The sequence below is a fragment of the Gilliamella apis genome (genome assembly GCF_002142155.1).
In the GTDB taxonomy this organism is placed as follows: Bacteria; Pseudomonadota; Gammaproteobacteria; order Enterobacterales; family Orbaceae; genus Gilliamella; species Gilliamella apis.
This window is the reverse complement of record NZ_NASD01000002.1, coordinates 86,829-106,095: the sequence shown is the minus strand read 5'-3', so window position 1 is coordinate 106,095 and position 19,267 is coordinate 86,829. Positions and strand designations below refer to the sequence as shown.

Below are 19,267 nucleotides of genomic sequence, written 5' to 3'. Positions count from 1 at the left end.
CAGCTCCTTAATATCACTGTTTTTTTATAAATTGCAAATCCCAAACACCATGCCCCAGATTTTGACCGCGTTTTTCGAATTTGGTAATAGGGCGATCTTCAGGTCTTGGAATATAGTCATTAGTGGCAGATAAATTTTTAAATCCCTCCGCTTGATTTAATACTTCAAGCATATGCTCTGCATAGTGTTGCCAATCGGTAGCTAAATGTAAAATACCATCAGTCTTTAATTTTCTATGAATTAAAGCAACAAAATTAGGTTGAATGATTCGACGTTTATTGTGTCTTGCTTTATGCCATGGATCGGGGAAGAAAATTTGCACCTTATCTAATGAGTTATCAGGTATCATGTTTTCTAACACTTCAACGGCATCATGGCACATAACTTTTAAATTAGATAATTGATTTTCCTCAATTGCCATTAAACAAGCTCCAATGCCCGGTTTATGGACTTCAATACCTAAAAAGTTCTTGGATGGGGCATTTTTTGCCATTTCAATTAATGAAGCGCCCATTCCAAAACCGATTTCAAACACCACTGGTTTATTATCTTCAAAAACAATTGGCAAGGTAGCATTGTACTCAATACCATAGATAGGCCATAAATGCGTTAAAGCTTGTTGTTGTCCTTTAGTTAAACGGCCTTGTCTTAATACAAAACTTCGTATTGTTCGTTTAGATTCTGTTACTTGGTTATTTGTGTTTAATTGTTCACTCATTGCGTATCTGCTGTTAGGTTAAATAGATTATTAAGATAATTGAACTCTTAGCTATATAGTAGTTTACCTGATTTTTAATTCACTTCAAAAAAACATCTTATTAACTTAGTTTTTTATAGATTAATGTGATGAATGTAAAATATTTTTAATAAATTTTTATAATGTGGTTGAGCATAATCTGCAAATGATTATATAATTGTGATCCCGATTTAACCGATTACGTTTTATGTAATCATGATTACATGCTTGAGGATTTCTCGTGCCTGATATGAAGCTTTTTGCTGGTAACGCCACACCCGAACTAGCAAAACGTATAGCTAATCGTCTTTATACTTCTCTTGGTGATATTATTGTTAGCCGTTTTAGTGACGGTGAAGTAAATGTCCAAATTAATGAAAATGTCCGTGGTGAAGATGTTTTTATTATCCAATCAACTTGTGCGCCTACCAATGACAATTTAATGGAATTATTAGTGATGATTGATGCGATGCGTCGAGCATCTGCTGGTCGTATTACTGCTGTTATTCCTTATTTTGGTTATGCAAGACAAGATCGTCGCGTACGTTCAGCCCGTGTGCCTATTACAGCCAAAGTTGTTGCTGACTTTTTATCGACTGTAGGTGTTGATAGGGTTTTAACCGTTGATCTTCATGCTGAACAGATTCAAGGCTTCTTTGATGTACCCGTTGATAATGTGTTTGGTAGCCCTGTTATTTTAGAAGATATGTTACAACGTGATTTTGAACGCCCAATCGTGGTATCTCCGGATATTGGTGGTGTGGTTCGTGCACGTGCGATAGCTAAACTTTTAAATGACACTGATATGGCTATTATCGATAAACGTCGTCAACGTGCTAACGAAGCAGAAGTGATGAATATTATCGGTGATGTTGCTGATAGAGATTGTATTTTAGTTGATGACATGATCGATACGGCAGGAACACTTTGTAAAGCGGCTGATGCATTAAAAGCTCGTGGCGCAAAACGTGTCTTTGCTTATGCGACCCACCCAATTTTCTCAGGAAAAGCTGTAAGTAACATTAAAGACTCTGCTATTGATGAAATTGTAGTTTGTGACACAATTCCATTAACTGCGGAAGTTAAAGCATTGAAAAATGTGCGTCAACTTACATTATCAGGTATGCTTGCTGAAGCAATTCGACGTATTAGTAACGAAGAATCGATTTCAGCAATGTTCCATCAATAATCTTTTCTTCTGAATTAGATAAATGCCCCTATTAGGGGCTTTTTTGTAATAACAGGATAATTAACGATTAAACTATTATGTCAACAATCAAACTAATTGTAGGGTTAGCCAATCCGGGTAATGAATATGCCGCAACTCGCCATAATGCGGGAGCTTGGTATGTTGATTTACTTGCTGAACGTTATAATCAACCATTAAAAAATGATCCTAAATTTTTTGGATATAGTTCTCGAATTAACATCAATGGGCATGATGTTCGTTTGTTAGTACCAACTACCTTTATGAATTTAAGTGGTAAAGCAGTGCAAGCAATGGCTTCTTTTTATCAAATTAAGCCTGATGAGATATTAATTGCTCATGATGAGTTAGATCTTAATCCAGGGATTGCCAAATTAAAATTTGGCGGTAGTCATGGTGGCCATAATGGCTTAAAAGATATTGCCAGTAAACTTGGTAATAATCTGAATTTTTATCGGTTGAGAATTGGAATTGGCCATCCAGGAGATAAAAATAAAGTAGTTGGTTATGTCTTAAATAAACCCTCTAAACCAGAACAAGAATTAATTGATAAAGCTATTGATGAATCAGTCTATTGTACTAATATTTTATTAACAAATGGAATAGAAAGTGCGATGAATCGTTTGCATGCATTTAAAGCTTAAAGTTGTTAACAATAGCGTGTTTTAATTAATTGACTATAAAAAAATCCACCTGATAAACAGGTGGATAACAAATCACGTATCAATTCTGATTAAGAAAATAAATGAGAAACATTACCACCTTTTTCAGCTATTTTCTTCATTACTTCTTTTATTAACCATGTATTCATCGATGCGGTATCGTCAGTACTGCCGGTATAATTAAGTTCGGTGGCGAGTTTTTTACGTGCATCTAAACTACTATCGATACCTAATAATTTCAATAAATCAACAATAGATGTTTTCCAATTAAGTTTTTCTGGGAATTTTTTAGCCAAATTATCCAAAATTGACATGACATCGATCTCAGATATCGGCGCTTTGTTGTCCGATGTGTTTTGTTGATTTTGATCGGAATTACTATTATTTGTGTTATTACTTGAAGTATTATCTGAAGTTTTGTCTTTTACTGTGTCAGTGATTTTATCAACTTGCTCTTTCACTGCATCTTTAGCATGACCTACAGCGGCTTGTGCGTTTGGAAATATTTTTGAAAAAATATTATTTAAGATACCCATATTACACCCCTTATGTTTAAACTGCTTATTAAAAAACTGCTTAACGATATAGATGTAGAAAATATCCCCTTAAGTATAGCGGTTAAGTATAAATTATGTCAAAACCACAATCATTTAATAGCATTTTTTGTAATATCGATTACAAAAACAAAAATATTTACTGCTTTTATTAGGTATTCTTGTTTAGTCTATTTAACTATTAATTTAAACAGGTTGATCTTTTTGTTATGTAAATTTATTATACCAATTATACAAATTGGTGTGACAAATATCACATTTTTGGTAAATAATTATAATATGTTGTTTAAAATTAGTGGTATATTTGGTTTGCCAATTGTAGTATAGACTTTATTAATCAACCTTAAATAATAGAAAATACCTATAAACTAAGAAATTAGGTTGCAAATTTTATTCTTTAATTTGATTTAAAAGTGTTTTAAGTAGTAGATATCAATAATAATTCTTTTTAAGAATTATTTATAGTAAAAACATCCTAACTATATAAGGAAAATAGCGTGTATATCACGCTATTTTTATATGTAAATTTAGAAAATAAAAAAGCCCATAATCATGGGCTTTCAATACAGAACAGATAAATTATTTTTTATTCGAAAAATGCGCGTCTAATTGCGTATTCAACACCACGGATTTCAGCTAAGCCTCTTAAGCGTCCTATTGCAGAATAACCTGGATTAGTTTTCTTTTTAAGGTCATCAAGCATCTGGTGGCCATGATCTGGACGAACGGGTATTAAACGGTTTATACCAGCTTTTTTGCGACGTTCTTCTTCCGCAATAAGTACCTTTATTACGCCATACATATCAACGTCCCCAGCTAGGTGATCACCTTCGTGGAAAGATAATGGATTATCTTCACGTACTGTTGCGCGTAGGTGAATAAAATAAACTCGATCGGCAAATTTTTCAGCCATAGTAACTAAATCATTATCACTACGAACACCATAAGAGCCAGTACAAAAGCAAAAACCATTATGGATACTATCAACAGTCTCTTTTATCCATTGCATATCTTCAATCGTTGAAACAATGCGAGGTAAACCTAAAATCGGTCTAGGAGGATCATCTGGATGAACAGTTAATACAACTCCAACTTCTTCTGCAACAGGTACAATAGCTTTTAAAAAATAAGCATAGTTTTCGCGTAATTTAGCTTTATCAATACCATCATAAGTTGCAAGATGAGCTCGAAACTGATCAAGTGAATAACCTTCTTCAGCGCCAGGTAAACCAGCAATAATGTTTGCTACCAATTTATCTTTATCGGCTTGTGTCATTTGTTCAAAGTAGTTTTTTGCTGAATGGACATCTTCTTGACTATAATCTTTTTCGGCATTAGGTCGTTGTAAAATATGAATATCAAATGCTGCAAAGGCAATTTGATCAAAGCGCAGGGCTCTTGAACCATCCGGTAATTGATAACCAAGATCGGTACGAGTCCAGTCTAATACCGGCATAAAATTATAGCAAACCGTATCAATACCACAAGCGGCTAAATTACGAATAGATTGTTGATAATTAGCAATATGTTGTTCAACATTACCTGAATGGGTTTTTATCTCTTCATGAACCGGAATACTTTCGACAACAGACCAAACGAGGCCCTTATCTTCGATTATTTTTTTTCGTTTTTGAATTTCATCAATAGTCCATATTTCACCGTTAGGTATATGGTGTAATGCTGTAACAATTCCGGTAGCTCCGGATTGTCTGATATCATCCAATGATACTGGGTCGCTAGGTCCATACCAACGCATTGTTTGTTCCATCAAAAATCTCCTTAATGATTCTTTATTTAATAAGTCATTCCTAAAGGAAGATCCATTAACAATGCATATTTGCCGCTATTGGTTAACAATAGTGACCGGAATAGAGTCAAATAAATAACCATCAAAATTTGGATCTTCACTGTCAGAAACTGTCATTAATGTTTGTTTAACATTTTCTAAGTGTTGCCACATAGCATGGCGTGCAGCCATAGCATCTTTTAACTGTAATGCTTGTAGAATTTTTTCGTGATCATATAGCCACTTTTTACGATAACTATGATCGGTGATTCTACTTTGTAGCTGATCCCACATTTTACTTGTGGATCGTTTAGCCCATAGATCTGCCAATAAACGTTCAAGTACTGAATTTTTGGTAGCTCTAGCTATTGTTATATGAAACATCTCGTCAGCGGTGTAATCATATAGTTTATTTTGTTCAAATGTGCGCCGTTCTTGTTCCAATATTGCTCTTAATTCAACAATATCTGCTTTGACTATCTGTGAGGCTGCAAAAGCGGCAATATTGCTTTCAATTAATTGTCTAGCTTGTAATAATTCAAATGGACCTAAATCTTCTTCTTCAATTTTCCTATCTTTTTCAGATAAGACTTCATCTGGTAAACCAATTACATAAACACCAGAGCCTTTTTTTACTGCAACTAAATTTTCAAGCTCTAACATAATTAATGCTTCACGAACTACTGTCCTACTAACATTAAAAGTTTCAGCAATGTCTCTTTCTGGTGGAAGCCGATCACCAATTTTAAAGGTTCCACTTTTTAATAATGATTTCAATTCATTACCAATTTCTTGATAAAGTCGATTGACCATTGGCATAATCTATAGTCCTTAGAATACTTTTAAGTTTAATGTAGATAATTATACGCTAATTATTACAACTCCTCTAAGCCTATAATAACAGAAAGTCGTTTCAGTTTTTATATTGGTTTACCAATATTATTGGAATTATAATGTTTTTTGTAAAAACCCTCATAATATAAGCCAAAAAACGTGATATAGGTCACAAAAATCAAAAAATAAAGGTGAAAATTTTATCAACAAATGAAAACATGTCTAACCAATAAATACTGTTAACTCGTTAATTATGGTGTGTTACATGTTAAATTTATCAAATACTCCCCAATCAATCGAACACCAGCCTCTATATAACCGAGAAAAAATGGTAGCGCGGATTGTTCATATCGGTTTCGGCGCCTTTCATAGAGCGCATCAGGCATTATTTACTGATCGCCTATTAAATAAAGGCAATAGTGATTGGGCTATTTGTGAAGTGAATATTGTTGGAGGTGAGGAGTTAATCAATGATATTCGCAAACAAGATCATCTCTATACAGTGCTAGAAAAAGGGGCAATATCTAAACAAGCCTATATTATAGGTAGTGTTAAAGAGTCATTGTTAGCTCCAACTGATGGTATAGAAACAATTTTAGAAAAAATGGCTGATCCGGTAGTCGAGATTGTTTCATTGACGGTAACAGAAAAAGGTTATTGTATGTTACCAGGAGGTACTGGCTTGGATTTAAATAATCAATTCATTAAATCTGATCTGATCTCGCCAACTAAACCTATGTCAGCTCCTGGCGTGATTGTTGAGGCCTTATATAGAAGGATGCAACGAGGTTTAAAATCATTTACTGCTTTATCATGTGATAATATGCCTGAAAATGGTTTGGTATTAAAAAAAGCGATTTTAGACTTAGCAAATGCACGTGATCCAGAGTTAGCTCAATGGATTGAAACCAACACCACTTTCCCTTGTACCATGGTCGATCGTATTGTACCTGCTGCGACAGCCGAAACATTAAATGAAATTCAAGATGTACTAGGCGGTATGTTTGATCCTTGTGGTATAGCTTGTGAACCATTTATTCAATGGGTTATTGAAGATAATTTTGTTACTGATCGTCCTAATTGGAATGAAGTTGGTGCTGAATTTGTTGATAATGTTGTGCCATATGAAGAGATGAAACTTCGAATGTTAAATGGTAGCCATTCTTTCTTAGCTTATTTAGGTTATTTAGCTGGTTATGAGCATATTAATGATTGTATGAAAGATGAGAGTTTTAAACAGGCAACTTTATCATTAATGCTACAACAACAAGCTCCAACTTTAAATGTTCCACCGCAGGTTAATTTACAACAATATGCAGAAAAACTCATTGAAAGATTTAGTAATCCATCACTAAAACATCGAACATGGCAAATAGCCATGGATGGAACGCAAAAATTACCACAACGCATGCTTGATTCTATTCGTTGGCATATCAAACATAATTCTGATTTTTCATTACTTGCTTTAGGAGTAGCCGGATGGATGCGTTATGTAGGTGGAATTGATGATAATAATCAGATAATTGATATTAGAGATCCCATGTCAGAACAATTACGAAAAGTAGTGAATACAACTATTGATGGTGCTGAGCGAGTTGACCAACTATTAAAGTTAAAAACAGTATTTGGTACAGATTTACCTAAAAATGAAAAATTAAAAACGCTATTAAAAAATTATTATTTGGCATTAATGAAAAATGGTGTCAAGTCAACGCTAGATAGTTATGTTACATCGAATTAACCTTTAACCAACAATTAAATTTAAAATAGGAGTTATATTCATGGAATTTCTAAATATTCTTTGGGTTATTCTTGGAATTGGATTAATGTTACTTTTAAATATTCGTTTTAAAATAAATTCAATGATTGCCCTGCTAGCTGCTGCAATATTTGTTGGTTTGATGGCTAAGATGGATTTATTAACCATACTTAAGACTATAAAAACTGGATTTGGTGGAACTCTTGGTGAATTAGCAATAATTGTTGTATTTGGAGCAGTTATTGGCAAATTAATGGTAGATTCTGGTGCTGCCCATCAAATTGCTCAGACATTATTAAGAAGACTAGGAATTAAATATGTAAAATTAGCGATCATAATTATGGGTCTTATATTTGGACTTGCTATGTTTTATGAAGCAGCATTTATTATTTTGGCTCCATTAGTGATTGCTCTAGCACATGAAGCTAAAATACCTTTTTTAAAATTAGCAATACCAGGCGTCGCAGCGGCAACTACAGCTCATTCACTATTTCCACCACAACCAGGACCTGTTGCATTAGTTAACGCGTATGGCGCTGATATGGGAATGGTATATATTTATGGACTAATTGTGGCTATTCCATCTGTAATTTTTGCTGGCTTAATTCTTCCTAAATTCTTAGGTAATCTTGAGAGACCAATACCACAATTTTTACAATCGGAAGACCCTATAGATGAAAATAATCTTCCTTCTTTTTTTACATCAATCACTATTCCTTTAATTCCAGCTTATATTATGATCGCGACAACAGTTGCAAATATTTGGTTGGAAAAAGGCACAACTTTATATTCAATATTTAATTTTCTTGGTTCTTCTCAAATAGCAATGTTTATTGCTATGATTACTGCATTTATATTTTTTGGAAAAAAGCTTAACCATTCTATGGAATGGGTTATGCACTCATTTGATAATGCTGTAAAAGGTATTGCTATGGTGGTATTAATTATTGGTGCAGGTGGAGCTTTAAAACAAATTATAATTGATACAGGGATTGGGGATAACATAGGCCAATTAATGTCAACTGGAGGTGTATCACCTTACATTATGGCGTGGTTAATTACTGTGTTAATTCGTTTAGCCACAGGGCAAGGTGTTGTCTCTGCTATGACTGCGGCAGGTATAATTGGTGCAGCAGTTATTGATCCATCCACAGGAGTTATGCACGATGTTAACCCTGCATTACTTGTTCTTGCTACTGCAGCTGGCTCCAATACTTTGACGCATATTAATGATGCTTCTTTTTGGTTATTTAAAGGTTATTTTGACTTATCGATCAAAGATACTTTAAAAACCTGGGGGTTATTAGAATTAGTTAACTCAATTGTTGGATTAATAGTTGTGCTTATTATTAGTTTAATTGCATAATAATAACTGTTTGAAAATAGATTAATAGTAATTTAGCTATTAATCTATTTTTATATCTTTTAAATCGACTTATTAAAGATAAAATCTTCCTGTTGCTATTTAAATTAATTATATTATCTGTATAAAATCATTTTTTAATCAAATGCAATTTTTTCAGTAAGACATTTCACACTAATTGCGGTAACATTATATAAAATTGAATATCACTTTTTTAGATTGAGTTAGTTGCTATTAATTTTAGCAGGAAGAAAGGATAAGCCTGAATTATGCGTGATAATGAACCCAAAGTGTTGACCTCTTTGTTGTCACAAGGGGCCTTATTATCAAAAATAAAAGATAGAACCATTGCTTTAAGTCAATTGACCAAAATTATTGATGAATTACTTCCACCACCATTAATTCAGCAATATCGAGTTGCTAATTATCGTCAAGGTGTGCTTATTCTTGAGGTTAGTTCGGCCAGCTGGTTAACAAGATTAAAATATGAACAAGGTAACTTATTATCAGGGATACGCCAAAAAATTTTACCATCTTTATCTTCCATTCAATATAAAATTAATCCAACTATAGCAACTAATTATTCGCAATCAGTTATTTTGTCTGATAAGAATGTTAAAATTAGTAATGTTATTAGTAAGCAAACAGCAATATATTTAAATGCAATTGCAGAGCAAGCACCAGATAAATTAAAAAAACAATTGATTAAACTTGCGAACCATGCAAAATAAACTAAACAATATGTTCAAGTTATATAATTAAGAGCTATAAGGAGTGAAATATGGATAATAATATGATGACTTATATCGTCATTGGCCTAGTAATTGGATTTATTTTAGGCATGATTTTCATGAATTTTATTTCGCCAAAAGGGCGCAAATATATCAAAGCACAACGTGAATTAGAACAAACTCAAGAAGAGTTAGCTTCACAAAAACAAATGATGGTTAAGCATTTTTCACATAGTGCTGAAATTTTAGATAATATGGCCAAAGAATTCCGTCGTTTATACCAACACATCGCTGAAAGTTCAGGACAATTTGTAAATAATGAAAATATGCCTACTGTTGATCTAGAGTCAAATAATGACATCAGTATTAAACAAGAGTTAACGCTTGAAAAACAGCCTAAAGATTATTCAGATAACCCATCTGGATTATTCAAAAGTGAAGATATTAAACCATAATCAATTTTTAAATATTTTTGATAAGATAATATTAATCAGATTTATATTGTCAATATTAAATCATTCAAACAAGAGAGTTTTATAATGAGTCATTCTTTACGTAAACCAAAAAATTTATTAAGCATAATTGCCTTAAGTTTAGGTTTAAGTTTAGCTACATTACCGAATGCTTATGCTGCTTTTCCGTTTATTCCAACGGATAATAATTTACAACAGCAACAACCTTCATTGGCACCAATGTTAGAAAAAGTACTCCCTTCAGTTGTAAGTATTAACGTTGAAGGCACTGCAAAAATGCAAAGTAATATGCCAGAAGAGTTTAGACGATTTTTTGGTTATCCTGATAGTCAGTCTAGATCATTTTCTGGATTAGGTTCTGGTGTAATTATTGATGCTGAAAAAGGATATATTGTTACTAATAATCATGTTATTGATAATGCAGATAAAATTACTGTTTCGTTAAATGATGGTCATGAATATCAAGCGAAATTAATTGGTAAGGATCCTCAAAGTGATATTGCTTTGTTAAAAGTTGATGATGCTAACAAATTAACTGCTATTAAAATTGCTGATTCAGATAAAACAAGAGTTGGTGATTATGTTGTTGCGATTGGTAATCCATTCGGGATTGGTCAAACGGTAACATCAGGTATTATTTCCGCCTTAGCTCGTAGTGGGCTAAATATGAATGGATTTGAAAACTTTATTCAAACTGACGCATCTATTAACCAAGGTAATTCTGGTGGTGCGTTAGTTAATTTAAATGGTGAACTAGTTGGCATTAACACCGCTATTATTGCGCCAAGTGGTGGTAATGTCGGTATTGGTTTTGCTATACCAAGCAATATGGTTAAAAGTTTAACTTCTCAGCTTATCGAATATGGTGAAGTTAAACGAGGTGTTTTAGGTATAAAAGGTAATGAATTAACTTCAGATATCGCTAAAGCCTTTGATCTTGAAGTACAGAAAGGTGCCTTTGTTAGTGAAGTTATTGCTGATTCAGCAGCCCAAGAGGCGGGCATAAAATCCGGCGATGTCATTGTTTCTATGGATGGTAAACCTGTTGATAGCTTTGCTGAATTACGAGCTAAAATTGCCACAACAGGAGCTGGTCGTACCGTTAAATTAGGTTTAATTCGTGATGGTAAAGAGATTTCTGTTGAAGTTAAATTGAAGAACAGTGACCAATTAAGTACCGAGGCTAAATCTCTTCATCCAGCGCTTGATGGAGCAACATTGACTAATGGTGATGTAAAAGGTCAAAAAGGTGTATTGATTGAAAGTATTGCTAAAAATTCACCAGCTTCTCGTTTAAGCTTACAAGAAGGCGATCTTATTACAGGAGTTAATAAGACCAGAGTCGAAAGTATTTCTGATCTACGTAAAATTATTGACAGTAATCCTTCTGCTATTGCCTTAAACATTGTTAGAGGTGATAGTCGTCTTTATCTAATTTTACGTTAATTATTTAGCCAAATATCGTCGGTGCTTCGCATCGACGAAAACGCCTTTTTAACCCTCAGTTATATATGATAGAATCTTATCAATCATTCTCATCCTGCTTGTGACAATTATGCTTAAAAAAATTCTATGGCCGATATTAATCGGTGCTGTTTTAGCGATAGTGTTACTCATTATTTTTCCTTCTTTGAGAAATGGATCTCAATCTGATTTTTCAAGATCCATTTTTAATGATGAACCTATGAGTTATTCTAGTGCAGTAAAGATAGCTGCGCCTGCTGTGGTTAATATTTATAGCCGCTCAATTAATTCAGTACCTGAACAATCACAAGATAGTCCAATAACACCATTAGGCTCTGGTGTCATTATGAGTGAGCTTGGTTATATCGTTACCAATTATCACGTTGTTGATGGTGCAGAACAAATTATCGTTGCTTTGCAAGATGGCAGAATTTTCGCCGCATTACCTGTCGGTTCAGATAAATTAGTTGATATTGCTGTACTTAAAATTGAAGCATCTAATCTTCCGATAATACCGATTAATCCTTCCCGCGATCCGAAAATTGGTGATGTCGTTTTAGCCATTGGCAATCCATATAATATTGGGCAAACTATTACCCAAGGTATTATTAGTGCTACTGGCCGTGATGGACTCAGTCCATATCGTCGACAAAATTTTATCCAAACTGATGCTTCAATTAATCATGGTAATTCTGGTGGTGCTTTAGTTAACACTAAAGGTGAATTAATGGGTATTAATACTCTGACATTTGCCAAAAATCTAGGTAATGATGTTCCTGAAGGTATTGGTTTTGCTATTCCAACAGCATTAGCTGTTAAAATAATGAATAAATTAATTCAAGATGGCAAAGTGATACGAGGCTATATTGGCATTGATGGTTTAGAATTTGCTCCAACACAAAATACTAGTGATCTCCCAAAAGTGTTGGGTATTTTAGTCACTAATGCTGAAGGTCCTTCTTTGCAGGCAGGTGTACAAGCTAATGATATTTTAATAATGGTTGATAATAAACCAGTAAGATCGATTGTTGAAACCATGGATCAAATTGCAGAGTTGAAACCGGGTACCATCGTCCCCATAATTGTCTTGCGTAATGGAGAAAAGATTCAACTGCAAATTACTATTGGTCAATTGCCGGTTTAGATTGGCCTTTTATTGCTTGATTATCTTTGATATAGGACGTATAATTCGCACCCTTATCATGTTATTTAACACTCGTATGGTGTATAGATTTTGCGGTTAAGCCATTTATATAGCGATACGAACAAACTTTAGAGGTTTATTATGAAAGAAGGTATCCATCCAGAATACACTGCAATTACAGCAACTTGTTCTTGTGGTAACAAAATTGAAACTCATTCAACTATTGGTCATGACATTCATCTTGACGTATGTGGTGAATGTCACCCGTTCTATACAGGTAAACAACGTGATGTAGCAACTGGCGGACGTGTTGATAAATTTAAACAACGTTTTGCAATGGTTGGTGGTAAAAAATAGTTTTACTAATTTTTACGTTGTAAAAAAGGCGCTTTAAGCGCCTTTTTTGTATCCATGATTTAATCATTCATCAATTAAATCAGGATCTATACCTAAAGCTCGCATCATTTTCTGTGCTTGTAATGGAATGCCATCATCATGATCTTTCTGTAAATCTTCATCACAAGGCAATGGCTGACCAGTATAAGCGTGTAGAAAAGCTTCACATAAAAGTTCACTATTCGTTGCATGACGTAAATTATTGACTTGTCGTCTAGTTCGCTCATCAGTTAATATCTTTAATACTTTTAACGGAATTGAGACTGTAATTTTTTTTACTTGTTCGCTTTTTTTACCATGCTCAGCATAAGGGCTAATATAATCGCCGTTCCATTCCATCATTTATTCACCAAATCAATTACATCACAAATAATGTGGATAATTTTAGCGTTTTTTTTGCTTAGCTGCAATCTATACACCAAGATAGTTAGACGTCTAGACATGTTGACGTCTTTTGTTATTGTGTTATTCTTATACAACTAAAATCTAAAAATAAATAAAGTGGTTTGTAGGAAGGTTATTATGGCTCATAAATCTAAAAATCTTAGCCAAGATACTATTGCTGTTCGTGGTGGATTAAATACAGATGACCAATTTGGTAGCGTAGTTCCTGTTATTACGCCTTCAACGTGTTATCGCTATCAATCATTTGCAACACCAAGGAAATTTGATTATGGTCGCAAATCTAATCCAAGTAGACGATTAGTTGAGGAAACGGTAGCAGAATTAGAAGGCGGTGCAGATGCCATTTTAACCAATTGCGGTATGTCAGCAATACATCTAGTCAGTGTAGCCTTACTTGGCCCAAATGATGTCGTGGTTGCACCTCATGATTGTTATGGTGGTAGTTATCGATTATTTAATAGTTTGAGCCAAAAAGGGTATTTTAAAACCAAATTTGTAGACCAATCCGATCCTGTTGCTTTAAAAGAAGCGCTGAATTTAAAACCTAAATTAGTATTGATTGAATCGCCAAGTAATCCATTATTAAGAGTCGTTGATATTACTGATATTGCACGTCAGGCGCATGAGGTTGGAGCGTTAGTTCTGGTTGATAATACCTTTATGACACCAATTTTACAAAAACCACTGGAATTAGGGGCTGATATTGTTAGTCACTCTTGTACTAAATTTTTAAATGGCCACTCAGATCTATTAGCCGGAATATTAGTATTTAAAGATCAACAATTAGCTACAGATGTATTGTGGTGGGCAAATAATATCGGAACATCAACTTCATCATTTGATAGTTATTTATTATTGCGTGGTTTAAGAACCCTTACTGCAAGAGTTAGATTACAACAAGAAAATGCAGAAAAAGTCGTCAAATTTTTAATTAATCATCCTAAAATTGCTAAAGTTTTTCATCCTTCGTTACCAACAAATTTAGGTCATGACATTGCCAAAAAACAACAAAAAGGCTTCGGTTCACTATTGAGTTTTGAATTAGCTTGTGCTGCCGCTGATATGCCTAAATTCTTACATGCGTTGAATATTTTTACCTTAGCGCAATCACTTGGTGGCGTAGAAAGTTTGATATGTCATCCTGCTACAATGACCCATTCAGGAATTAGTGCTGAAGCACGTAAAACGGCGGGTATATCCGATCAATTATTACGTATTTCCGTGGGTCTCGAGGATATCGATGATCTGATTGGTGATTTAGAGCAAGCGTTAGCAAATATTTGACCGTCATCAATTTATCAGTAGAGTTGGAAAATAGCTTATTTTTCGACTCTATTAATATAGATAGCTATATATTTAAGTTCGTTTCATTATTTCGATAATCATTGACTTTATTGGCAATGGCGCTGAGGATCTCGTTAATGGAATGCCGTTTACTTCGACCACAAATTTTAGCATTATCATGGCAAACTAAACATTGTCGAGAATGATGCTCGAATTTAGACCGAGAAATACTTTTTTGTGTAACAGGGTCAATGACATCTATATCCCATAATCGTCCTAAAAAATGCCTCTCCTCAATTTTTATACACAGTTGTTTAAGCATATCAACGTTATGATCAATTGATAATAATGCTTCATCACCAGTTATGCTTTCATAAAGTTTTTCATGGATAATAGAAATATTATGTTGGCTTAACATCTGATGGATAGCTTGTACAGCTTCATTAAATAAGAATACAGTGCCACTACTTTTCTTGATTGGTCCAGGTATTACTAAACTTAATGATATTAGCGGATAAGGGTATTGCTCAAAAACTTGTTGCTGATTGTTTACGCGATTTTCTTTAGCCATTAACATTTGCTCAAGCGTTATGTTAATGCCATCGTCGAATCTTAATGTTGGATTATTCATAATGATGTTGAGTAATAGCATAACTAAGAATTTTGTTATGCTATTACTATTACAAAGTTAATTAGTCTTTGACTTGACGAACAACATCAATAATTGAGCCGTCACGGAAGTGAACAATCCCAACAATTTTATCGTTAAATTCAATTGGTTTTGGTTCACCTGTTAATGCAATAGCACGTTGATAAAGTTCTTCAATAGTCATTACTGGTAAATTAGCCGCTTTTAATCGTTCGGCGATTTCAGGACGAGCAGGATTTACCGCTATACCATGGTCAGTGACTAACACATCTACACTTTCACCTGGTGTAACAATAGTGGTTACTTTTCTAATTACCGTTGGAATTCGGCTACGAATTAGTGGCGCAACGATAATAGTTAGATTTGCTCCAGCGGCTGTATCACAGTGACCACCGGATGCACCACGCATAACACCATCAGATCCTGTTAGTACATTAACGTTGAAATCTAAATCTACTTCGAGCGCACTGAGAATGACAATATCTAATTCATCAACACTCGCACCTTTTGAAGCTGGATTAGCGTAAACGTTGGTTGAAACTTCAATATGATCTTTATTCTTACCTAAAGATTGTCCCGCAGCTCCATCAAAACTTTGTGTATCAAGTAAACGTTTTACTAAGCCTTTCTCATGAAGATCGACGATACTTGCTGTAATACCACCTAGAGCAAATGATGCTGTGATATTTTTCGCTCGCATTCGATTTTCTAGAAAGCGTGTCGCTGCAGTTGATGATGCGCCAGAACCAGTCTGAATTGAGAATCCATCTTTAAAATAACCTGAATTTTCGATAACATCAGCGGCATAGCGGGCAATCATTAATTCTCTAGGGTTACTGGTGATACGTGCTGCACCAACGCTAATTTTAGTTGGGTCACCAACTTCGTCAACTTTAACAATATAGTCAACTTGATCTTGGCGGATACTTGCTGGATGGTTAGGATAACTAACAATATCTTCAGTAAGTAAAACCACTTTCTTAGCAAATTGAGCATCAACCATAGCATAACCAAGGGCGCCACATTGTGATTTACCTGATACGCCATTAGCATTACCTTGTTCGTCAGCAGTTGATACAGCTAAGAATGCGATATCAATATTAATTTCTCCGCTTTGGATTAATTTGACTCGACCACCGTGAGAATGGATATGTACCGGATTTTCCATTAGGCCGTGTGAAATCGCATCAGCTAATTTTCCACGTAATCCTGAGGTATAGATTTTAGTAATTACCCCAGATTCAATGTGAGGAATCAATGCTGCATTACAGCTTAATAATGAGCTTGAAGCTAATGTAAGATTCTTAATACCTAATTTACTAATGGTTTCAACAACTTTGTTGATAACTTTATCACCTTCACGAAATGCGTGGTGAAAAGAGATAGTCATTCCATCACGAAGTTCACACTTTTCTATTGCTTGCTCAATTGACTCACACAATTTACGGGTATATTTAGACTCATCTTTTAGATAAGGTGTGGTTGCATTAGCATCAATAAATGGTGTGATATTTTTAAGATCAGGATGCTGTTTTAATAAATCAGCAATTTTTTGGTTTATAGAAGTTGTCATGTTTCAATCCTATCAAATTTCTTTACGTACACCGGAGTATTTAGCTAGTTCAATGATTTTTTGCGCACGAGCAATAATTGGTGCATCAATCATTTTGCCATTCAAAGAAACAACTCCAAGCCCTTTTCTTTCACCTTCTTCAGCGGCTTCAACGACTTTTTTAGCATTTTCTACTTCACTAGCAGTAGGTGCATAAGCATTATGTAATAGCTCAATTTGTCGTGGATTAATCAATGATTTACCGTTGTATCCTAATTTTTTAATTAGGCTGACTTCTTTTAAAAAGCCTTCATCATCATTAACATTCGAATAAACAACATCAAATGCATCAATACCGGCTACGCGAGCAGCATGTAAAACAGCACAGCGTGCATAAAATAGTTCAGTACCATCCCCGCGTTCTGTTTGCATATCGACTAGATAATCAAATGCTGCAAGAGCGATACCAATTAAACGTGGCGATGATTTGGCAATGGATACGGCATTAACTACTGCTTGAGCTGATTCAATAGCCGCCATTAATTTAGTGCTACCCACTTTTCGACCACACTCTTTTTCAATTCGTTCAACATGCGCTTCAAGTTCATGAATATCTTCAGCACTATTGGTCATTGGTAAGCGAACAACATCAACACCTGCTCGTACAACGGCTTCTAAGTCTTTAAGACCAAATGGTGTATTTAATGCATTAATTCGAACTACAGTTTCAATGCCATGTTCTTTATAAACAGGTAATTTTAATGTTTGTGCGACGAGTAGACGTGCTGAATCTTTTTCTTTGATAGACACGGCATCTTCAAGATCAAACATAATTGAGTCTGGTTTATAGACAAAAGATGTTGATAACATTGCTGCATTTGCACCTGGAAGAAACAGCATACTTCGACGTAATTTTTTCATAGTAATTTACTCCAATCTAATTCAGTTTCTTCTGCACCACGTAACACAGCACATTGTACCCGTGCTTTTATTGCACAATCTAAAGCACCTTTATCGTCAATAATGATTAAACCATCAGTTAAGTTAAGTTCATTTAATGTGTTATTAACCACAGCGCGAATTTGATCGCCAAATTGTTTATTTACATCACTATTAATAACAATTTCGATGCCAGTATTTGGCATGACTTTAACTAACAAATCGCTGGATTCGAGAGTTCCTGCCATGGCTTCTTTTTGTATTTTCATGTTTTTACCTTTTGAAAAGAATTAAATATTTAATTTATCCAAATTAGCTGAAATATAATTCCAAGTTGTTGAAGGAACTAATTTCTTAACCTGTTCATAATTTTTTAATGCCAGTGAATTTCGCACTAATGATGCTGATATAATGTTTGATTCCTCGAGTTTTCGAGCAACCTCAATGACAGTAATCTTGGATGACAAACTAACTTTGTCATCTTCTAACCAATATTTCATCGCTTGGTTATAAGCATTAGTCACTTTACTATGTGGCTCTGTACCAACAAAACGGTGAGTTATATTTAATGCTGGAGCAATATAGTTACGGAAGATTAACAGATCGATTCCCATATAAGCATAGTCAATTTTGCTTTTATCTTTTAAAAAATAAGTAGGGAAGGTCGCTTTAGAAATAATGTATGACGAACTGGCATGAACCGTAACATTTTTAATATCTTTTGTGCCATCTTTTACTAACTGTAAACGTACCTGAAACGGAAACAGTGATACATCTTCATTAACCACAAATACATGTACCCAATCACATTGATTGGCTGCAAATTCAATAAGATATTGATGACCTTTAGTAAAAGGATTGGCATTCATCACTATACTGCCAATTTTGTTACCAGCCTTTTGGTATTGCGATAATTGTTTACAATATTGTTTAATCCCAACCGGTGTGTTTTCCATCAATACGACTAAATCAGAAATTTCAACAATAGGATAAAAACCGCATGCTTTGAAAAAAGCGATATTTTCAGGTTTAGTATATAAAAATAGATGAAAATAGCCGTTGTCATTGGCATATTTCATCGTATAGTCGATTAAAGTTAGATTTAGTTGGTTTCCGCGATAATCAGGAGCAATGGCTACACACTTGATAATATTGTGATCAAGACCGGCACAAGCGATACAATTATTATTCAGTTTTGCAACAATGAAAGTTGTGACTTGTGGATCTAAATCGAGGTCAGATTGCAATAGTAATTGCTTAATTACTTGATAATCTTGTTCAGATTTAGATATATCAACAACACTGTAATCAACTAAATCGTACATATAA

The 19,267-nt window shown here is 34.2% G+C and carries 20 protein-coding genes; 10 read left to right on the top strand and 10 right to left on the bottom strand.

Going from position 1 to position 19,267, the window contains the following annotated elements; all coding sequences use genetic code 11:
* Nucleotides 1–13: 13 nt before the first annotated feature.
* On the bottom strand, nucleotides 14–718 hold the full coding sequence (trmB, locus tag B6C84_RS01770) for a tRNA (guanosine(46)-N7)-methyltransferase TrmB (RefSeq protein ID WP_086319758.1): 705 nt from the start codon (nucleotides 716–718) through the stop codon (nucleotides 14–16).
* A gap of 259 nt (nucleotides 719–977) precedes the next feature.
* Here trmB and B6C84_RS01765 point away from each other — a divergent pair, with 259 nt between their 5' ends.
* Both B6C84_RS01765 and pth read left to right on the top strand, forming a co-directional pair.
* The gene (locus B6C84_RS01765) at nucleotides 978–1,925 is read left to right on the top strand and encodes a ribose-phosphate pyrophosphokinase (RefSeq protein ID WP_086319756.1); all 948 of its coding nucleotides are present in this window, start codon (nucleotides 978–980) and stop codon (nucleotides 1,923–1,925) included.
* Nucleotides 1,926–2,002: 77 nt separating this feature from the next.
* A complete protein-coding gene (gene pth, locus B6C84_RS01760) occupies nucleotides 2,003–2,587 on the top strand; it encodes an aminoacyl-tRNA hydrolase (protein WP_086319754.1) in 585 nt (194 codons plus the stop codon).
* Nucleotides 2,588–2,676: 89 nt separating this feature from the next.
* Here the strand turns inward: pth and B6C84_RS01755 are convergent, their stop codons facing one another.
* The 3 genes from B6C84_RS01755 to B6C84_RS01740 all read right to left on the bottom strand — a co-directional run bounded on the left by B6C84_RS01755 (nucleotide 2,677) and on the right by B6C84_RS01740 (nucleotide 5,764).
* The gene (locus B6C84_RS01755) at nucleotides 2,677–3,141 is read right to left on the bottom strand and encodes a DUF3597 domain-containing protein (protein ID WP_086319752.1); all 465 of its coding nucleotides are present in this window, start codon (nucleotides 3,139–3,141) and stop codon (nucleotides 2,677–2,679) included.
* Between the two features lie 604 nt (nucleotides 3,142–3,745).
* Nucleotides 3,746–4,927 (bottom strand): mannonate dehydratase, encoded by a 1,182-nt coding sequence (gene uxuA / locus B6C84_RS01745; RefSeq protein ID WP_086320347.1) that lies wholly within the window; start codon nucleotides 4,925–4,927, stop codon nucleotides 3,746–3,748.
* 75 nt (nucleotides 4,928–5,002) lie between these two features.
* The gene (locus B6C84_RS01740) at nucleotides 5,003–5,764 is read right to left on the bottom strand and encodes a GntR family transcriptional regulator (RefSeq protein ID WP_086320346.1); all 762 of its coding nucleotides are present in this window, start codon (nucleotides 5,762–5,764) and stop codon (nucleotides 5,003–5,005) included.
* Between the two features lie 280 nt (nucleotides 5,765–6,044).
* On the opposite strand from B6C84_RS01740, the gene B6C84_RS01735 reads away from it, so the two are divergent.
* The 7 genes from B6C84_RS01735 (at nucleotide 6,045) to rpmE (ending at nucleotide 13,070) form a co-directional block, all read left to right on the top strand.
* Complete coding sequence (locus B6C84_RS01735) at nucleotides 6,045–7,520, top strand: mannitol dehydrogenase family protein (RefSeq protein WP_086320345.1); 1,476 nt, start codon at nucleotides 6,045–6,047, stop codon at nucleotides 7,518–7,520.
* Between the two features lie 40 nt (nucleotides 7,521–7,560).
* The gene (gene gntP / locus B6C84_RS01730; RefSeq protein ID WP_086320344.1) at nucleotides 7,561–8,904 is read left to right on the top strand and encodes a gluconate permease GntP; all 1,344 of its coding nucleotides are present in this window, start codon (nucleotides 7,561–7,563) and stop codon (nucleotides 8,902–8,904) included.
* Between the two features lie 266 nt (nucleotides 8,905–9,170).
* Nucleotides 9,171–9,632 carry a DUF721 domain-containing protein gene (locus tag B6C84_RS01725; protein ID WP_086320343.1) on the top strand — a complete coding sequence of 154 codons (462 nt, stop codon included), beginning with the start codon at nucleotides 9,171–9,173 and terminating at the stop codon, nucleotides 9,630–9,632.
* A gap of 50 nt (nucleotides 9,633–9,682) precedes the next feature.
* Nucleotides 9,683–10,087, top strand: coding sequence for a Z-ring associated ZapG family protein (locus B6C84_RS01720; protein ID WP_086320342.1), 405 nt, complete (start codon nucleotides 9,683–9,685; stop codon nucleotides 10,085–10,087).
* A gap of 84 nt (nucleotides 10,088–10,171) precedes the next feature.
* The gene (locus B6C84_RS01715) at nucleotides 10,172–11,551 is read left to right on the top strand and encodes a Do family serine endopeptidase (RefSeq protein WP_034902052.1); all 1,380 of its coding nucleotides are present in this window, start codon (nucleotides 10,172–10,174) and stop codon (nucleotides 11,549–11,551) included.
* Nucleotides 11,552–11,660: 109 nt separating this feature from the next.
* Complete coding sequence (gene degS / locus B6C84_RS01710) at nucleotides 11,661–12,713, top strand: outer membrane-stress sensor serine endopeptidase DegS (RefSeq protein ID WP_065613939.1); 1,053 nt, start codon at nucleotides 11,661–11,663, stop codon at nucleotides 12,711–12,713.
* Between the two features lie 141 nt (nucleotides 12,714–12,854).
* The gene (rpmE, locus tag B6C84_RS01705; protein WP_034904595.1) at nucleotides 12,855–13,070 is read left to right on the top strand and encodes a 50S ribosomal protein L31; all 216 of its coding nucleotides are present in this window, start codon (nucleotides 12,855–12,857) and stop codon (nucleotides 13,068–13,070) included.
* 63 nt (nucleotides 13,071–13,133) lie between these two features.
* Here rpmE and metJ read toward each other — a convergent pair whose 3' ends face one another.
* Nucleotides 13,134–13,451 carry a met regulon transcriptional regulator MetJ gene (gene metJ, locus B6C84_RS01700; RefSeq protein ID WP_034904598.1) on the bottom strand — a complete coding sequence of 106 codons (318 nt, stop codon included), beginning with the start codon at nucleotides 13,449–13,451 and terminating at the stop codon, nucleotides 13,134–13,136.
* A 180-nt stretch (nucleotides 13,452–13,631) separates the two neighbouring features.
* Between metJ and metB the strand changes: the two genes are divergently transcribed.
* Entirely contained in the window at nucleotides 13,632–14,798 is a 1,167-nt protein-coding gene (gene metB / locus B6C84_RS01695; protein WP_086353829.1) for a cystathionine gamma-synthase, read from the top strand.
* 64 nt (nucleotides 14,799–14,862) lie between these two features.
* Here the strand turns inward: metB and citX are convergent, their stop codons facing one another.
* Genes citX through citC form a run of 5 tightly spaced genes read right to left on the bottom strand, consistent with a single transcriptional unit; the run spans nucleotide 14,863 to nucleotide 19,263 of the window.
* Nucleotides 14,863–15,450: a citrate lyase holo-[acyl-carrier protein] synthase gene (citX, locus tag B6C84_RS01690; protein ID WP_086353830.1), complete on the bottom strand. Its 588-nt coding sequence runs from the start codon at nucleotides 15,448–15,450 to the stop codon at nucleotides 14,863–14,865.
* Between the two features lie 40 nt (nucleotides 15,451–15,490).
* Nucleotides 15,491–17,020: a citrate lyase subunit alpha gene (citF, locus tag B6C84_RS01685; RefSeq protein ID WP_086320339.1), complete on the bottom strand. Its 1,530-nt coding sequence runs from the start codon at nucleotides 17,018–17,020 to the stop codon at nucleotides 15,491–15,493.
* A 12-nt stretch (nucleotides 17,021–17,032) separates the two neighbouring features.
* Entirely contained in the window at nucleotides 17,033–17,920 is an 888-nt protein-coding gene (gene citE / locus B6C84_RS01680; RefSeq protein ID WP_086353831.1) for a citrate (pro-3S)-lyase subunit beta, read from the bottom strand.
* A complete protein-coding gene (citD, locus tag B6C84_RS01675; protein WP_034902004.1) occupies nucleotides 17,917–18,207 on the bottom strand; it encodes a citrate lyase acyl carrier protein in 291 nt (96 codons plus the stop codon). The genes citE and citD overlap by 4 nt, the downstream gene beginning before the upstream one ends.
* A 21-nt stretch (nucleotides 18,208–18,228) precedes the next feature.
* Nucleotides 18,229–19,263: a [citrate (pro-3S)-lyase] ligase gene (gene citC / locus B6C84_RS01670; RefSeq protein WP_086353832.1), complete on the bottom strand. Its 1,035-nt coding sequence runs from the start codon at nucleotides 19,261–19,263 to the stop codon at nucleotides 18,229–18,231.
* Nucleotides 19,264–19,267 lie beyond the last annotated feature (4 nt).

What these genes read in the sequence shown, in the direction of transcription:
- trmB (WP_086319758.1), bottom strand. Translation starts at nt 718, where the DNA reads ATGAGTGAACAATTAAACACAAATAACCAAGTAACAGAATCTAAACGA.
- pth (WP_086319754.1), top strand. Translation starts at nt 2,003, where the DNA reads ATGTCAACAATCAAACTAATTGTAGGGTTAGCCAATCCGGGTAATGAA.
- B6C84_RS01755 (WP_086319752.1), bottom strand. Translation starts at nt 3,141, where the DNA reads ATGGGTATCTTAAATAATATTTTTTCAAAAATATTTCCAAACGCACAA.
- uxuA (WP_086320347.1), bottom strand. Translation starts at nt 4,927, where the DNA reads ATGGAACAAACAATGCGTTGGTATGGACCTAGCGACCCAGTATCATTG.
- B6C84_RS01740 (WP_086320346.1), bottom strand. Translation starts at nt 5,764, where the DNA reads ATGCCAATGGTCAATCGACTTTATCAAGAAATTGGTAATGAATTGAAA.
- B6C84_RS01735 (WP_086320345.1), top strand. Translation starts at nt 6,045, where the DNA reads ATGTTAAATTTATCAAATACTCCCCAATCAATCGAACACCAGCCTCTA.
- gntP (WP_086320344.1), top strand. Translation starts at nt 7,561, where the DNA reads ATGGAATTTCTAAATATTCTTTGGGTTATTCTTGGAATTGGATTAATG.
- B6C84_RS01725 (WP_086320343.1), top strand. Translation starts at nt 9,171, where the DNA reads ATGCGTGATAATGAACCCAAAGTGTTGACCTCTTTGTTGTCACAAGGG.
- B6C84_RS01720 (WP_086320342.1), top strand. Translation starts at nt 9,683, where the DNA reads ATGGATAATAATATGATGACTTATATCGTCATTGGCCTAGTAATTGGA.
- B6C84_RS01715 (WP_034902052.1), top strand. Translation starts at nt 10,172, where the DNA reads ATGAGTCATTCTTTACGTAAACCAAAAAATTTATTAAGCATAATTGCC.
- degS (WP_065613939.1), top strand. Translation starts at nt 11,661, where the DNA reads ATGCTTAAAAAAATTCTATGGCCGATATTAATCGGTGCTGTTTTAGCG.
- rpmE (WP_034904595.1), top strand. Translation starts at nt 12,855, where the DNA reads ATGAAAGAAGGTATCCATCCAGAATACACTGCAATTACAGCAACTTGT.
- metJ (WP_034904598.1), bottom strand. Translation starts at nt 13,451, where the DNA reads ATGATGGAATGGAACGGCGATTATATTAGCCCTTATGCTGAGCATGGT.
- metB (WP_086353829.1), top strand. Translation starts at nt 13,632, where the DNA reads ATGGCTCATAAATCTAAAAATCTTAGCCAAGATACTATTGCTGTTCGT.
- citX (WP_086353830.1), bottom strand. Translation starts at nt 15,450, where the DNA reads ATGCTATTACTCAACATCATTATGAATAATCCAACATTAAGATTCGAC.
- citF (WP_086320339.1), bottom strand. Translation starts at nt 17,020, where the DNA reads ATGACAACTTCTATAAACCAAAAAATTGCTGATTTATTAAAACAGCAT.
- citE (WP_086353831.1), bottom strand. Translation starts at nt 17,920, where the DNA reads ATGAAAAAATTACGTCGAAGTATGCTGTTTCTTCCAGGTGCAAATGCA.
- citD (WP_034902004.1), bottom strand. Translation starts at nt 18,207, where the DNA reads ATGAAAATACAAAAAGAAGCCATGGCAGGAACTCTCGAATCCAGCGAT.
- citC (WP_086353832.1), bottom strand. Translation starts at nt 19,263, where the DNA reads ATGTACGATTTAGTTGATTACAGTGTTGTTGATATATCTAAATCTGAA.